This is a genomic window from Spirillospora sp. NPDC029432 (assembly GCF_040703975.1).
Taxonomy (GTDB): Bacteria; Actinomycetota; Actinomycetes; order Streptosporangiales; family Streptosporangiaceae; genus Spirillospora.
On sequence record NZ_JBEZWH010000018.1, the window covers coordinates 1 to 14,072 of the forward strand.

The 14,072-nt window shown below is 72.8% G+C and carries 15 protein-coding genes; all 15 read right to left on the bottom strand.

The genetic code is table 11. From position 1 onward, the window contains the following. Positions 1–103 precede the first annotated feature (103 nt). The gene (locus tag AB0881_RS16695; RefSeq protein WP_366617787.1) at positions 104–748 is read right to left on the bottom strand and encodes an ATP/GTP-binding protein; all 645 of its coding nucleotides are present in this window, start codon (positions 746–748) and stop codon (positions 104–106) included. Continuing rightward, positions 729–1,112: a DUF742 domain-containing protein gene (locus AB0881_RS16700; RefSeq protein ID WP_366617788.1), complete on the bottom strand. Its 384-nt coding sequence runs from the start codon at positions 1,110–1,112 to the stop codon at positions 729–731. Before AB0881_RS16700 ends, AB0881_RS16695 begins: the two co-directional genes overlap by 20 nt. 6 nt (positions 1,113–1,118) lie before the next feature. Then, positions 1,119–1,532 carry a roadblock/LC7 domain-containing protein gene (locus tag AB0881_RS16705; RefSeq protein ID WP_366617789.1) on the bottom strand — a complete coding sequence of 138 codons (414 nt, stop codon included), beginning with the start codon at positions 1,530–1,532 and terminating at the stop codon, positions 1,119–1,121. Then, complete coding sequence (locus AB0881_RS16710; RefSeq protein ID WP_366617790.1) at positions 1,529–4,237, bottom strand: nitrate- and nitrite sensing domain-containing protein; 2,709 nt, start codon at positions 4,235–4,237, stop codon at positions 1,529–1,531. The genes AB0881_RS16705 and AB0881_RS16710 overlap by 4 nt, the downstream gene beginning before the upstream one ends. Positions 4,238–4,319: 82 nt before the next feature. Then, positions 4,320–4,667: a hypothetical protein gene (locus AB0881_RS16715; RefSeq protein WP_366617791.1), complete on the bottom strand. Its 348-nt coding sequence runs from the start codon at positions 4,665–4,667 to the stop codon at positions 4,320–4,322. Positions 4,668–4,818: 151 nt separating this feature from the next. Further along, positions 4,819–5,289: an ATP-binding protein gene (locus AB0881_RS16720; protein ID WP_366617792.1), complete on the bottom strand. Its 471-nt coding sequence runs from the start codon at positions 5,287–5,289 to the stop codon at positions 4,819–4,821. A 168-nt stretch (positions 5,290–5,457) separates the two neighbouring features. After that, on the bottom strand, positions 5,458–6,039 hold the full coding sequence (locus tag AB0881_RS16725) for a PadR family transcriptional regulator (protein ID WP_366617793.1): 582 nt from the start codon (positions 6,037–6,039) through the stop codon (positions 5,458–5,460). A 229-nt stretch (positions 6,040–6,268) separates the two neighbouring features. Next, positions 6,269–8,125 (bottom strand): fatty acyl-AMP ligase, encoded by a 1,857-nt coding sequence (locus AB0881_RS16730; protein ID WP_366617794.1) that lies wholly within the window; start codon positions 8,123–8,125, stop codon positions 6,269–6,271. Continuing rightward, positions 8,122–9,891 carry an acyl-CoA dehydrogenase gene (locus AB0881_RS16735; RefSeq protein WP_366617795.1) on the bottom strand — a complete coding sequence of 590 codons (1,770 nt, stop codon included), beginning with the start codon at positions 9,889–9,891 and terminating at the stop codon, positions 8,122–8,124. The genes AB0881_RS16730 and AB0881_RS16735 overlap by 4 nt, the downstream gene beginning before the upstream one ends. A 115-nt stretch (positions 9,892–10,006) precedes the next feature. Beyond that, positions 10,007–10,411 (bottom strand): nuclear transport factor 2 family protein, encoded by a 405-nt coding sequence (locus AB0881_RS16740; RefSeq protein ID WP_366617796.1) that lies wholly within the window; start codon positions 10,409–10,411, stop codon positions 10,007–10,009. Continuing rightward, the gene (locus tag AB0881_RS16745) at positions 10,408–11,517 is read right to left on the bottom strand and encodes an SGNH/GDSL hydrolase family protein (RefSeq protein ID WP_366617797.1); all 1,110 of its coding nucleotides are present in this window, start codon (positions 11,515–11,517) and stop codon (positions 10,408–10,410) included. Before AB0881_RS16745 ends, AB0881_RS16740 begins: the two co-directional genes overlap by 4 nt. Before the next feature lie 140 nt (positions 11,518–11,657). Further along, on the bottom strand, positions 11,658–12,272 hold the full coding sequence (locus AB0881_RS16750; RefSeq protein ID WP_366617798.1) for an SGNH/GDSL hydrolase family protein: 615 nt from the start codon (positions 12,270–12,272) through the stop codon (positions 11,658–11,660). After that, a complete protein-coding gene (locus tag AB0881_RS16755; protein ID WP_366617799.1) occupies positions 12,272–12,490 on the bottom strand; it encodes an acyl carrier protein in 219 nt (72 codons plus the stop codon). The genes AB0881_RS16750 and AB0881_RS16755 overlap by 1 nt, the downstream gene beginning before the upstream one ends. Before the next feature lie 643 nt (positions 12,491–13,133). Beyond that, a complete protein-coding gene (locus AB0881_RS16760; protein ID WP_366617929.1) occupies positions 13,134–13,751 on the bottom strand; it encodes a TetR family transcriptional regulator in 618 nt (205 codons plus the stop codon). A 2-nt stretch (positions 13,752–13,753) separates the two neighbouring features. After that, complete coding sequence (locus tag AB0881_RS16765) at positions 13,754–14,071, bottom strand: fatty acid desaturase (RefSeq protein WP_366617800.1); 318 nt, start codon at positions 14,069–14,071, stop codon at positions 13,754–13,756. Position 14,072: the final 1 nt, after the last annotated feature.

Genomic DNA, 14,072 nt, shown 5'->3' on the forward strand with positions numbered 1-14,072 from the left:
CTCGTCCCAGGAACCAAAGCACGCGCCGCCGTGCATCAACCCCAAGAAGCGACGTGGACGCAAGAGCCGCACGGACCGGCGGATCCAGACTGGCCTGGCGAGGTCAGCCGACCGGTACGCCGCCCCCGCTCCCGCTGTGCTGCGACGCCGAACGCAGCGCGTGCTCCACCAGGCTGACCAGGACCTCCTTCGCCGACCCCGGCCGCCGCGCGTCGCACAGGATCACCGGCACCTGCGGGTCGACGTCCAGCGCCGTCCGGATCTCCGGCTGGTCGTACCGGTCGGCGCCGTCGAAGCAGTTCACCGCGATCACGAACGGCGTGCCGCGCCGCTCGAAGTAGTCGATCGAGGCGAAGCTCCCCGTCAGCCGCCGCGTGTCGGCCAGCACCACCGCGCCCAGCGCGCCGCGCGACAGCTCGTTCCACATGAACCAGAACCGCTCCTGGCCCGGCGTGCCGAACAGGTAGATCGCCACGCCGTCGCGCAGGGTGATGCGGCCGAAGTCCATCGCCACCGTCGTCGTCGACTTGGCCTCCACCCCGCCGAGGTCGTCGACGCCGACGCTCGCGTGCGTGAGCGACTCCTCGGTGCGGAGCGGGCGGATCTCGCTGACCGCGCCCACCAGCGTGGTCTTCCCGACCCCGAAGCCGCCGGCCACCAGGATCTTCAGCGCCACCCGCGGGCCGTCCGGCCGTGCCTCGTCCGGATGGTACGGGTCGTCGTGGGGTTCAGAGCGCACGGAGCTCATCGAGCACCCTCCTGAGCAGGTTCTGGTCGACCTGGGCGGTCGGCGGGGTCCACTGCTGCACGGCGACCAGGCCCTGGTCGAGCAGGTCCCCGGCGAGCACCCGGATCACGCCCAGCGGAAGGCCCGAGTCCGAGGCCAGATCCGCGATGGTGTGCGGCCGCCGGCACAGCGCCAGCAGGCGGCGTTGCTCGCGCGACAGCCGCATGCGCTCTTCGGGAGCGCGGCCGGTCGCCACGATGATGGCCACGATGTCGAGCGGTTCCCCGACCGGGCGGGTCCGGCCACGGGTCATCGCGTAGGGGCGGACGATGGGCCCGGCGGCCTCGTCGATCCACCGCTCCCTGCGCGAACCGTGCGCTTCCATCCCGGTTCACCCTGATCCCGGTCCGCCCGGTCTGAGGCCCGTCGACAACTGCCGGTGGACGCGCTTGACGAGCATCGTCATCTCGTACGCGACGAGGCCCGCGTTCGCGCCCACCCCGCTCAGCAGGGCCAGGCAGCTGTTCTCCCCCGCCGGCACCACGAAGAACAGGCCCTTCTCCATCTCGACGATCGTCTGCCGTATCTCGCCGGACTCCAGATGGGGCTGCGCCCCGATCGCCAGGCTGTGGAAACCGGCCGCCAGCGCGGCCAGGTACTCCCCGTCCTCGCGCCCGATGTCCCGGGACGACCCCATGACCAGGCCGTCGCGCGACAGCACGACCACCTTGAGCACGTCGGGGACCCGGTCCACCAGATCGTCCAGAAGCCAGCCCAGTTCGGCGGTCACTCCCGGCTGGGTCATGACTTTCTCCAATCTCTTCCGTTGTTCCCCGACGGTCCTTCGTCCTCGTCACGGCCGCGCAGCCAGCCCGCCTGCAGCGAGGCGAACAGGTCGCGCGACGCCTCCGCCGAACGGTCCTCGAACGGCGGGCGCGGCGGCTCGGACGGGGTCGCGGCCGCGGGGGGCGGCGGGGCCGCGTTGCGCAGCTCGGGGGCCAGGTTGGCCTGCCGTACGCGGCGCGGCAGCGGGGCGCGGGGGCGCGATCCGGGCGGTCCGGCCGTGCCGGGCGGCGGCTCCGCGGCCACCGGCGGCGGCTGCGGGCGCCGCACGTCGACCGGCGGCAGCGACTCGATCGGCGGCGCGGCGGGTCCGCCGGCCTCCGGAACCGGCGCCGACAGCGTCGCGTCGTTCCCCGGCGCGGCCGGCGGGCCGCCCGTGCCCGGCTCGGCGGCGGGGTTGCGCCACACCTCGGCCTCGATCGTCCTGGCCGGCCGCGACCACTGGCTCCGCTCGGCGGGCGTCGAGATCACCGGGGTGCGCTCCTGCGCGCCGTTCCCGTTCCCGTTGCCGTTGGCCTTGCCGTTGCCGTTGGCGCCGTTGGCCGCCGCGCCGGCGACCGCCTCGTCCTCGGGCTGGTTGACGTCCACGATCAGCTTGCGCGGTACGAGCACCACCGCGCTGACGCCGCCGTACAGCGACGGCTGCAGCGCCACCTTGATCCCGTGCCGGGCGGCCAGCCGGCCCACCACGAACAGGCCCAGCCGGTCGCTGTCGGCCAGATCGAACTCCGGCGGGCGGGCGAGCCGCTCGTTCAGCGCGGCCATCTCGGCCGGGTCCAGCCCGATCCCGCGGTCCACGATGTCGACCGCGAACCCGTTGGCGCCCATCTCGCCCCGCACCAGCACCTCGGTCGGCGGCGGCGAGAACACCGTGGCGTTCTCGATCAGCTCGGCCAGCAGGTGGATGACGTCGGCGACCACCTCGCCGATCAGCGCGGACTGGGCGGACACCACCACGACCTCGACCCGGGTGTAGTCCTCCACCTCCGCGACCGCCGCGCGCAGCACGTCGTCCACGTGCACCGGACGGCTCCAGCCCCGGCCCGGGGACGCCCCGGACAGGATGACCAGGCCCTCCGCGTGCCGCCGCATGCGGGTCGTCAGATGGTCGAGCCGGAACAGGTCCTCCAGCGCCTTGGGGTCGGACGTGCCGCGCTCCATCTCGTCCAGCATGTTCAGCTGCCGGTGCAGCAGCGACTGGCTGCGCCACGCCACGTTCAGGAACACCCGGCTGATGCCCTTGCGCAGGTGCGCCTCGCTGACCGCCGTCTCCAGCGCCGTCCGCTGCACCCGCGTGAACGCGTCGCCTACCCGGCCCACCTCGGTCGTCCGTCCGATGATCAACGGCGGCGCCTCGGCCTGCACGTCGACCTCCTCACCGCGCCGCAGCCGGGCCACCACCCCCGGCAGCCGGTCCTCGGCCAGCCGCAGCGCCGCCCGCTGGAGCCCGCGCAGCTCGCGCGACAGGCTCCGCGCCGCCAGCAGCGACAGCGTGATCGACGCGACCACCGCGAGCAGCCCGAACCCGCCCGCGACCGCGAGCCGCGTCACGACCCGCTCCCCGATCGGCTTGGCCAGCTCGTTCAGCGCCAGACTCGACTGCGTCACCGCCTGCCCCCACGCCTGCTCCAGGCGCGGCAGCGTCGCCGGCCAGTCAGCGGCCGCGGCGGGCAGCCGGTTGTCGTCGGCCCCGGCGATCGCCGTCTCCATCTGGCGGAACTGCTTGTACGCGGGCGTCGCGGCCACCTTGGCCAGCGGCGCGCGCACGTCCGCGCTCAGGTCGGACATGCCGACGTCGAACTCGCGGCGCCCGAGGGCGACCGACTGCACGAACGCGCGGTGCTCGGCCTCGGTCATCTGGCCGTTCTTCGCCAGCGCGGCCGTGACGATCGCGTCCTCGCGCAGCACGAACGCGCGGGCGTTGCCCAGCTGGATCAGCGCGCGGCCCTGCTGGAAGATGTCCAGGTCGTTGACGATCACCAGGCCGCTGAAGACGCGCACGATGGAGTCGAGCGTGAGGCTGTAGCCGTCGATGATGTCCAGGGTCTGGACGTCGCCGGAGTCGACCGCGGCGCGCAGCTTCGGCACCCGGTCGAGCAGCTTGATCGCCTCGTCGAGCCGCTCCAGGCTCTTGGGGTCGGCCGCCTCCTTGGCCTCGGGCGACAGCGCCGAGGTGCGGAACGCCGCCTGCACGCCGTCCACCCGCGCCCGCTGCGCGGCGAGCTTCTGCCGCTCGCCGGCGTTGCCGCCGGCCTGCTCGCGGGTGCTCAGCGCGACCACGCTGAGCTGCCGTTCGGTCTGCAGCTGGTTCACCAGGTAGAGGCCGGGCAGCGTGATCTTCTCGTAGGCGCTGGTGTAGTCGTACTTGTCGAGCGCCGGGCCGAGGCTGCTGCCGGCCGCGAACGCCCACAGGCCGATCAGCGACATCAGCGGGACGAGCAGCAGCGCCGTGATGCGCAGGCGTATCGGGCGGCGCCGGGGGTTCTTCGCCGGCGCCGTCTCCGGCGGGGGCGGGTTCTTCCGCGGCGGCTCCTGCCGCGCCTGCTCCTGCGCGGAACGCGGCTTCGCCTGGTGCGCCTTGTGCGGAACGGCCTTCTTCGCGGTCTTCATGTGGGCCTGGTGGGCGGCGGCTTGGCGGGCCGCGACCTCGCGGCGTCGGGCGGCCATCAGATCACGTCCTCGGGTAGGTGCGGTTCGCCGGTGGCGTTGCCCGCCCGCTCCGCCTCCGCCCTGCGGCGGGCGGCGACTCTCACGGCAGGTCTTCCTCGCCCGGCGATCTCGTGGCCAGGTGCCGCAAGCGCTTGGAGATCAGTACGACAGCTTCGGCGTGCCCCCGCCTGGCCTGCTCCCGCGTCGTGTACTGCCCGATGTCGGCGTGAGTCGTCATATCGGAGACGATGGTCTGCCATAGCAGGGGCCTTCCGTTCGAAGCCAATCCTTGGTCGATCACGGTGAACCAGGTGGAGACGACCACCACTTCGCTGCCCACGTAGATGACGTCCTGCGCGAGCAGGCGTCCCCGTATGTCGAGCAGCAGCCGCTGCGCCTCGTCGGATGTCGCGGGTCGCCCGTCTGCTCGGTACCAGTCAACGGTCATCGGATTCCCCTCGGCGCCGGTCGGAGATCAGGGGATGGGGAAAGTGGATGGGGAAGTGGACGGGGAAGATCGGGCGGATTCGGGCATGCGTGGACCGGCGGCGCCGGCCGTCGGGCCGGGCCGCCCTCGCCGCCGGGGCGGCGGGGGACGGTCAGGAGTGGAGGATCCCGGGGGACGGCCAGGCCATCAGCTCGCACCACACGGACTTGCCGGAGTCGGTCCGGTCGATGCCGTGCCGGTCGGCGATGGCGGCGACCAGGAACCAGCCGCGGCCGGTCTCGTCCAGCAGGTCCACGCGGCGCAGGCTCGGCGTGACCGGGCTCGGGTCGTGCACTTCGATCCGCAGGCAGGTGCCGCGGCGCAGGACGACCAGGCGCAGCGGGTCGCCGGCCGGAGCGTGCCGTACGGCGTTGGTCACCAGCTCCGAGACCAGGATCTCGGCGTCGTCGCGGACGTGCGGAACGCCGCGGGCGCCGGTGAGGGTGCGCACGAAGGCCCGGGCCCGCGGAACGGACTCGTGCGCGGCGGGCAGGGTCAGCTCGCCCAGCTGTTCGCCGGTGGGGACGGCGGTCAGGACCGCGGCCTCACCCGGCCTGTCGATGAAGTGATGTTCGGCCGACATGGTTGTCGTCTCCTCGGCTGAGGTGCGGCGGCGCGGATCCGGCGCGCGCGGGGCGCCGGAACGAGGGGGCCGCCGGGAGGTGTGCCGCTGCCGCGTGCGCTTGCGGCGGCAAGGAGGTCGGTGACAGGGAGTCGGGGAAGGGGGGAAGCCGGGAGGGGAAGAGCGGAGTCATGCGGACTCCTGGTCCTCGGCCTGGAGGGCCGCGCGTTCGCGCAGCACCTGTGCCGTGCGCGTGTAGCAGTCGTAGTTCTCGTATTCGAACCGACGTCCGCGCAAACAGGTGAGGTAGGGGCCGATGGGGCTGCCGTACCGGAGGAAGGTCTCCTCGTCGAGATCTCCCCGGAGCCGCTTCAGCGTGTGCTCGAAGTGCTCCACCTTGGCCTTGGCCGCCTGGGCGCGCTCTTCGAGCTGCGCGATGACGTCCTCCGCGGGAACGTGCTCGACCACCTGCAGCATGACCAGCAGGTCCTCGCGGATGATCCCGGGCTTGGCGGGGAGGGTCGCGAAGCGCTCCAGCTCCTCCAGCCCCGCCGGCGTGACGGTGAAGACACGCTTGTTGGGACGGTCGTGCTGGATGACCTGGCGGCCGGCGATGAGCCCCTCCTTCTCCAGGCGGGTCAGCTCGGTGTAGAGCTGCTGGGGCACGGCGTGCCAGAAGTTCGAGACCGCGATGTCGAAGATCTTGGCCAGCTGGTAGCCGCTGTACTCACCGTCGAGCAGTGCCGCGAGAACGGCGTGCCGTAGCGCCATCGGTCGCACTCTCCCTGCCGGAATCCTTCGTCCGGCGTCCCGGGTAGTGCAAGAGCTTACTAGTCAATGGCGTGACTAGTAAGAGAGTTTCGGGATTCTCTTGAAAAAGGGCAAGATCCACCAAACCGGCGGCGCCCGCGCACGTTGACCGCCCGTTGCCCGTACACGGCGGCGGGGCCGCCCGTACGTGCTGTACGGACGGCCCCGCGGCCGCGGTTCGGACGGTGCCTCAGACGCCCGCCCGTTCGAGCGCGGCGATGTCGGGTTCGAGATCGACGGCCAGCCGCTTGATCCGCCCCTCCAGGAAGTCCTGCCTGGTCAGGCGGCGCTGGATCTTCCCGCTGGTGGTGCGCCGCACCGCCCCGCGGCCGGACAGCACCACGCTGAGGGCCGGCAGCCCGAACGTCCGCGCGACCACGTCGCGGGTGTGCGCGGCGAGCTCGGGCAGCCCCATCTCCTTCACCGCGGCCGGGATCACCTCCTGCACGATGATCACCTGCTCGCGGCCGCGGTCCGGCGGCAGCGCCAGCGAGAAGGCGGCGGACGTGCGGGCGGCCGGATGGGCGGCGCGGGCGGCCTCCTCCAGGTCGTGGGCGTAGATGTTGTGCCCGTTGACGATGATGAGGTCCTTGATCCGGCCGGTGACGTACACCTCCCCGCCGGAGAGGAAGCCCAGGTCGCCGGTGCGCAGGTACGGTCCGTACCCCTCGGCCGTCACGGCCTGGAAGATCTCCCGCGTCTCGGCGGGCCGCTTCCAGTACCCCTGGGCGACGCTGCCGCCGGCGACCCAGATCTCGCCGATCCGGCCGTCCGGCAGCGGCTCGCGGGTGACGGGGTCGACGACGCGCACGTCGAGGGTGACCGGCCGGCCGCTGCTCACCAGCCGGCGCGCGCCCCGCCCCTCGAAACCGTCGCCCGTGCCCGTGCCGGTGCCCGTGCCCGAGAGCGGGGCCGCGGCGGCGGCGCCGCCGGCCGGGACGGCCTCGTTCCGGGTCAGCGCCGTGTAGTCGAACTCGCGGATCACCGGTCCCGTGCCGAGCGGCGCGCCGGAGATCAGCAGCGTCGTCTCGGCCATGCCGTAGCACGGCATCCAGATCTCGCGGCGGAACCCGGCCGGGCCGAAGCGCTCGACCATCCGGTCCAGCGTTCCCGCCAGGACCGGCTCGGCCCCGTTCTTGACGGTGAGCAGGGACGACAGGTCGAGGCCCGCCACCTGCTCGTCGGTGACGCGCCGCAGCAGCAGCTCGTACCCGAAGTTCGGGCCCACGATGATGGTCGCCCGGTGCCTCCCGACCAGCTCCAGCCACAGCGCCGGCCGCTTGATGAACGTGATCGGCGACATCAGCACGTACCGGCCCGCCATGTAGAGCGGGTGCAGGATCTGCCCGACCAGCCCCATGTCGTGGTAGTGCGGGACCCAGCCGATCCCCACGCTGTGCGCGCCGCCCTCGATCCGCGCGTTGATCTCCTGCGCGTTGCGGAGCAGGTTGCCGTGGGAGACGACGACGCCCTTCGGGTCGCTCGTCGAGCCCGACGTGTACTGGAGGAACGCCGTCGCGGACGGGTCGTACGCGGGCATCGTCCAGGCGTCGGGGTCGGCGGTAACGTCGGTGTCGGTGGCCAGGCAGCGGACCGTCCCGGACAGGCCGGACGCCGCGACCCACGTTTCGAGCATCTCGCGGTGGGCGGTGTCGGTGAGTATCCAGCGGATGCCGGCGTCGTCGATGATGCGCCGGGTGCGCTCCGCGCGGCCCGCGTCCAGGTCGGGGAACGGGGCGGGGACGGCGATGACGCGGGCGTACAGGCAGCCGACGAACGCGGTGATGAAGTCCAGGCCCTCGGGGTAGAGGAGCAGGACGGCCTCGTCCCGTACGCCGAGGCCGTGCAGGTGGCCGGCCAGGGCGCGGGCGCCGCGGTCGAGGTCGGCGAGGCCGAGGTCCTCCTCGCGGTACGCGCGGCCGGGGCCGCGCACCTCGGACACGAACGTGAAGCCGCGGGTGTTGCCGTACTCGCGGACGTTGTCGCGGACGATCTGCACGAAGCCGCGCTCGGCGGCGGTGGCAGCGGTGGCGGTGGCGGCGGTCATCGTCCCGGCCTCTCTATCGACTGGTCGCCGTCGGCGAGTTCGACGAGGGAGAACCAGCGGCCCTCGTCGAAGCAGCGGAACATCACGCTCTCCAGGGAGGGCAGGTACTCCTCCGACAGGCCCGTGTCGGGCTGGGCGCGTTCGAGCAGGCGCTCCAGGCAGAGCACCAGCCAGGCGCCGTCGGCGAACGAGCCGCCGAATTCGGCGTGGTTGTGGATCCAGGTGAGCATGACCGACACCATCGCGTGGAGTTCGCAGTACCTCTTGGCGCGCCGGAGGGCGGCCGCCGAGGTGGTGTCCTCGGGGTCGGCGCGCACGCCGGCGAACAGTTCCGAGCGCAGGTCGCCGATGCGCGACACGAGCCCGGCCAGGTCGGCGGCCACGTCGGGGGCCGCGAAGACGCGGGCCGTGGACAGCAGCGTCTCGACGGTCGTGTCGAAGCGGCGGCCGATCTCGTCGTGGCCCTCGTTGGTGAGCTGGAGCCGGCGCCCGTCGGGCTCCCAGACCGGCGGGGTACGGGTCCAGGAGAACAGCTCGTCCAGCAGCTCGTCGGCCGGCTCCTGCGCGGGCGGATCGACGATCAGGAACGGCAGCTGCGCGGCGACGTTCGCGAGGTTGACGTGGGTCGTCCCCTCGAAGATGCTCGCGATCGCGTGGTCGCGCTGGAGCTTCTGGAACACCCCGTGCGCCACGCCCTCGCGCAGGTAGCCGCGCGCGGCGAGGACGGCGCCGATGCTCGCCACGACCTCCTCCCCCATGACGGGGACGAAGTACTTGACCATGGACGACCACAGGCTGAGCCGCCCGGGCGCGACGGTCAGGGCGCGCGCGACCGGCACGGCCGTGCACTCGGCGATCAGCAGGTCCAGGTGCGCCTTGACGAGATGGTCGCGGATGACCGGGATCTGGTAGATGCCCGCCCCGTACAGGGTGCGCTCGTGCGAGTACTCCATCCCGATCCGCACGACCGCGTCCATCGTGCCGATCGACAGGGCCGCGATGGCGGTACGGGTGATCTGCAGGGTCTTGAGCGTCTGGACGAGCCCGGCGCCGCGGCGCCCGACCACGGTGTCGGCCGGCAGCAGCGCCCGGTCGAACGCGATGCCGCTCAGGTCGTGGCCGCGCAGCCCGAGCGTGCGCACGGGCGGCAGCGTCGTGAACGTGTCGGGGTCCAGCTCCTCCTTGTCGACCAGGAGCAGCGAGAAGTCCCGCGCCCCGGTCTTGGCGTAGGTGGTGACGAACCGGCCGCGGGTGGCGTTGCCGACCGGCCACTTGGTGCCCGACAGGACCAGCACGTCCTCGTCGCCGGCGGCCGCGGACTCGCACGACATCACGTCGCTGCCGTGGTCGGCCTCGGACACCGCGAAGCAGGCCAGGTCGCCGCGCAGGATCCCGTCGGCGACGGCCTTCTGCTGCCGGCCGTCGCCCCACATCCAGACCGGGTTGACGGCGAGCAGGCCCGACCCGTACATCACGGCGATCGTCAGGCTGCGCCGGGAGATGCCGCGGGTGACGAAGAACAGCTCCTCCAGCGTGGCGAGGCGGCCGCCCAGCTGGGTCGGCACGAGGTACTCCTGGAACCCCCAGGCCCGGACGGTCTCGACGGCGCCACGGGGCAGCTCGTCGCGCTCCTCGGCCTCGACGATGTCCCGGTACGAGAAGGGGCCGGCGCCGTCGTCCATCGGGTCGCCGAGGTAGGCGTCCAGGTCGGCGGCGATCCGATGGGCAGGGGACAGCTCTGCGCGCGGGGACACTTCGCTTCTCATCGTTCGCTTCCTCTTCACGGCCTTGGCGGCCTCTGGTCCTGCTGGGCAGGGCGCCGCGGGGCGCCCGCCGGTGTGTGCTCGGCGGTTCCCTCGTCCTGTCCCCCGGTTCGCGTCCTCAGGCGGGTGCCGCGAGCTCCTCCATCCGCCGGCCGACCACCCGGGCGAGCGTCATCGCCGCGGGCAGCGGCCGGACCATCACCGTCAGGTCGGCGACCAGCCCGGCGTCGTTGAACGTGATCAGATCGACTCCCTGGACGGCCTTGCCCATGACCCGGGCGCCGAAGACGAGCGCCTGGGCCGGTGGGCCGGTGCGGGCTCGGCCGGCCAGATCGTGGGTGTAGTGGAAGTCCTCGAACGTCTCCAGGAGGACGCCCAGCAGCGTGGTGACCGCGTCCCGGCCCTGGTAGGGCTTCGGCATGACGGGGCTGCGGAACTCGACGGCGGGGTCGAGCACCCGGGTGATGGCGGCCAGGTCCTTGGCCTCCACGGCGGCGCGGAACGTTCCGGTTACGTCGGTCATGCCGGCCTCTTCCTCTGCGCCTTCCGCACGCCCTTCGGAGTGATCGGCAGCCCCACCGCGATTGGGATCCCGGGCACGGGGACGTTGACGGGCTCCCGGAACGCGATCGACCGGACGGTCGTGGACACCACGGCCGCGGGCGCCGCCGGCGCGGGCTCCGGCGCGGCGGGCGCCGGGGCGGTGCGCACGGGTTCCGGCGCGGCGGGCGCGGCCGGCATCGGCGTGACGGGGTTCGGGACCACGCGGGCCGGGGCCGGCACGGGCTCGGGCACGGCGGGCACGGCGGGTGCCGCCGGGACCGGGGCGGCCGGGGCAGGGACCGGGCGGAGGGGGCGGCGGGGACGGGGCCGGGCCGGGACGGCGGGGGCCGCGGGGGCCGGGGTCACGGGGACGGGGACCGGGGGGCGGACGGCGGCGGCGAGGCCGTCCGCCCAGATGCGGTAGCCGTCCGGCGAGGGGTGCAGGCCGTCGGCGGCGAACAGGGCGCGGTCGCCCGCCATCGCGGGGTCCATCGGCACGTGGATCGCGCCGTTGGCGCGCGCGACCTCGCGCGCGATGCGGTCCATCGCGCGGGCCCGGGCGGCCATCACCCGGCGCAGCGGCTGCGGCAGCACGGGGAACCGCTCCACCGGCGGCATCCCGGCGACCAGCAGCTCGGCGCGGCGGAACCGGCGGCGCAGCGCGGCGACCAGCTCGGACAGGTCGGCCTCCCAGACCTCCAGCGGGCGGCGCCGGATCAGGTCGTTGATCCCCACGGTCACCACGACCACGTCCGGGGTCTCGCCGTTCAGGGCCGGAGTCAGCGAGGGGACGACGTCGCGGATGACGCGGCGGGCGGTGGCGCCGTTGCGGCCGGTGACCGTCCAGGCCACGCTGCGGCGCAGCCGCTCGCGCAGGGCGCGGGCGAGGAAGCCGGGCAGCGCCTCGGCGTGCCAGGACGCGCCGACGCCGACGGCGGTGGACTCGCCGATCACGACGACCCGCAGGTGGGGGCCGCGGCCGGTCACGGTGCCGCGGTCGGCGCCGGTCGCGGGGTCGAGGCGCGGGGTGCGGCGCGCCGTGCGGCGGGCCTGGAGCAGGAGTATCGGCCCGAGCGCGGCCGTCATGGCCGCCTGCGAGAAGCCGGAGCGGGATTCAGTGCGGGATCCGGTGGGGGGTTCGATGCGGGATTCGGTAGGGGAGTCGGCTAAGGAGAGCGATCTCTTCATCTGTGCCCCAGACAGTGGTCATCCCGGGCCGGGCCGGGCTATCCCGATGCTGGTATCGCCTGCTCACCGAGCAGGTCCCTGACGATTTCCGTGATCACTTCGGCGACATGGGCATGACCCACCGAGTTGAGATGGATCCCGTCGGAACTCCACAGCGACGGGTCCTCCACGGCGGCCACCGCGGCGGGTTCGAGAAATGTCAGGCCGAATGCCTGCGCGTTGTCCCGGAGCTCCTCGTTGAACTCCCCGATCCGCTGCAGAATCCGTCCTTTCCTGAAGTTCGAGATGATGGTGCGCTCCAACAGCGGCGGGTGCGGGACGGGTGCCGCGACGGCCTGCGCGCCGGCGGCCGCGGCCCAGCCGAACCACTCCTTGACCAGGCCGCCGATCCGGGTCCGGTCGAAGCCGTTCAGCGCGTCGTTCATGCCGCAGTTCAGCAGCGCCAGCCGGGGCCGCAGGCCCTCGACGCGGGGCAGCTGGCCGCCGATGACGTCGGCCATCGTCGCCCCCGGGCCCGCGACGTTGACGACGCTCCCGCGCGGCCAGCGCAGGTTGGCCGCCAGCCGCCCGGCCCAGCCGTTCCAGCCGCCGGCCGGGGCGGGGTCGTCGCGCCCCTCGGCCAGGCTGTCGCCGAACACCACCACGGGGTCCATCAGGCGACCAGTTCCAGCAGGTAGTCGGTGAGGGTGTCGACGGTCCCCCGGCGGCGGGCCTCCGCCACGTCGACCTCCACCTGGAGGTGGTCCTCGATGTCGCTGACGATGCTGATGGCGTAGACCGAGTCGACCCCGTACCGGGCCAGCTCGACCCGCGGGTCGATGCCCTCGGCCGGCTTGTCCAGGTAGAAGGCCACCTGGTCAATCAGCCACATCCTGAGCTCATCCCGGGAAATCATTTGCGCATTTTCCATCGCCTTTACCCTTCTGCTAGGGTGATCTTTCTTCCTGGTGCGACTTCCTGGCCCTTCGTGATTTCCCCGATCGGCCAAACGCATTGAAGGTAACAGCCGGGGCACGGACCGGTCACGGCGGCGGCACGTGAACTATCGGAAACAACTGTATTTCAGACTCATAACGTAAAATCAGACACCCCTGAATGGGACAGTTCAGCCCGCGCCTGATCACGTACATAATGACGGCCGGCCGCCGGCGAGCAAAAACCGGCGCATTTATGGCGGCGCCGGTGATTTTTTCCCGGAGTGCCCCGCCACCTCGCGCGACGCGGGCCCGCCCATGAGAGAACCCGGCAAATCGGACACCCCTGGGGCGCGGGCGACAGCCGCGAGACGGCGCGCGGCCGGGGTATTTGGGACAGGGTTGGTGGGCTTTGTACGAATGACATCCGATACCCGGTGGTATGCACCCACACACGCATCGTCAGCGCCAGATCACCAGGGGCGACGCTCGGCGCGCATCGGACCGATCCCGGCTACCGGACCGCAGTGGCTTTCGTGAATGCGGTCACGACACAACCGCCCAGCCCCGCACGCCCGATTCCCCGCGTCCTGTCCCGTCCTACGTGTCGCGCCCGCCAGGCGGTTCATTCCCGGCGAAGGCGTCCCACAGCAGCGCCGCCGGCTCCGCCACCCCGAACAGCGCCTCCACCCGTGAACGGTCGCCGTCCAGATGCGTGAGGGTCTGCACGCCGAGGAAGAGCGCGACCGCCGCCGACCCCAGCTCGCGCGCCGGGAGCACGTCCTCCAGCGTCGTCCCGGCGACCAGCCGCCGGGCGGCCTCGGCGGCGAAGTCCACCCACGGCTCCACCTGCTCCAGCAGCTCCGCGCGCAGCCGCGGCGACGTGGACGCCGCCGCGAACAGCTCCTGGACGGCGGCGACGTGGCCGTGCTCCGCGATGTCCTCGGCGTACAGCTCCCGCAGCCGCGCGAGCAGCTCGGCGGCGCCGGTGCAGGACCCCAGCGCCTCCCGGTACGCCTCCATCCGCAGCCGGCTCGTGTGCCGCAGCGCGGCCAGCAGCAGGTCCTCCAGGTCCTCGTAGTGGTAGTAGATCACCCCCGGCGCGAACCCGCCGGTACGGGCGATCGACCGCGCGGTGGTGCCGCCGTGCCCCTCGGTGGCCAGCGTCCGGACGGCCGCCCGCAGCAGCCGTTCCCTGGCCTCCTCGCGCCGGGCCATCGTCACGGCACCCGGCGCGGCCGCACCCCGGCGGCGGCGAGGTAAGGGCCCGGCCGCTGGCGCGCCGGCCGGGCCAGGTGGTGGCTGGGCACCCGGGGGTAGAGGTGGTGTTCCAAGTGGTACGTCAGCTCCAGGAAGACGGCGGGAACGGTGCGCACCCGCAGCGTGTGCGTCCGCGTGAGCGGGGTGTCCCCATAGTGCCGGTGCGGCAGGTGCACGGTCAGCAGTGGATACATCCGGCTGCCCACCGTCATCATCGTGGCGTACGCGAGCGGTCCCCGCCAGAACGGCCCGCCCGCCGCCACGGCCGCGAACGGCACC

Excerpts from the sequence above, each read along its gene's own strand:
- AB0881_RS16705 (WP_366617789.1), bottom strand. The coding sequence starts at position 1,532 with ATGACCCAGCCGGGAGTGACCGCCGAACTGGGCTGGCTTCTGGACGAT.
- AB0881_RS16760 (WP_366617929.1), bottom strand. The coding sequence starts at position 13,751 with ATGGCCCGGCGCGAGGAGGCCAGGGAACGGCTGCTGCGGGCGGCCGTC.
- AB0881_RS16755 (WP_366617799.1), bottom strand. The coding sequence starts at position 12,490 with ATGTGGCTGATTGACCAGGTGGCCTTCTACCTGGACAAGCCGGCCGAG.
- AB0881_RS16700 (WP_366617788.1), bottom strand. The coding sequence starts at position 1,112 with ATGGAAGCGCACGGTTCGCGCAGGGAGCGGTGGATCGACGAGGCCGCC.
- AB0881_RS16720 (WP_366617792.1), bottom strand. The coding sequence starts at position 5,289 with ATGTCGGCCGAACATCACTTCATCGACAGGCCGGGTGAGGCCGCGGTC.
- AB0881_RS16725 (WP_366617793.1), bottom strand. The coding sequence starts at position 6,039 with ATGGCGCTACGGCACGCCGTTCTCGCGGCACTGCTCGACGGTGAGTAC.
- AB0881_RS16740 (WP_366617796.1), bottom strand. The coding sequence starts at position 10,411 with ATGACCGACGTAACCGGAACGTTCCGCGCCGCCGTGGAGGCCAAGGAC.
- AB0881_RS16715 (WP_366617791.1), bottom strand. The coding sequence starts at position 4,667 with ATGACCGTTGACTGGTACCGAGCAGACGGGCGACCCGCGACATCCGAC.
- AB0881_RS16710 (WP_366617790.1), bottom strand. The coding sequence starts at position 4,237 with ATGGCCGCCCGACGCCGCGAGGTCGCGGCCCGCCAAGCCGCCGCCCAC.
- AB0881_RS16730 (WP_366617794.1), bottom strand. The coding sequence starts at position 8,125 with ATGACCGCCGCCACCGCCACCGCTGCCACCGCCGCCGAGCGCGGCTTC.
- AB0881_RS16735 (WP_366617795.1), bottom strand. The coding sequence starts at position 9,891 with ATGAGAAGCGAAGTGTCCCCGCGCGCAGAGCTGTCCCCTGCCCATCGG.
- AB0881_RS16745 (WP_366617797.1), bottom strand. The coding sequence starts at position 11,517 with ATGACGGCCGCGCTCGGGCCGATACTCCTGCTCCAGGCCCGCCGCACG.
- AB0881_RS16695 (WP_366617787.1), bottom strand. The coding sequence starts at position 748 with ATGAGCTCCGTGCGCTCTGAACCCCACGACGACCCGTACCATCCGGAC.
- AB0881_RS16750 (WP_366617798.1), bottom strand. The coding sequence starts at position 12,272 with ATGGACCCCGTGGTGGTGTTCGGCGACAGCCTGGCCGAGGGGCGCGAC.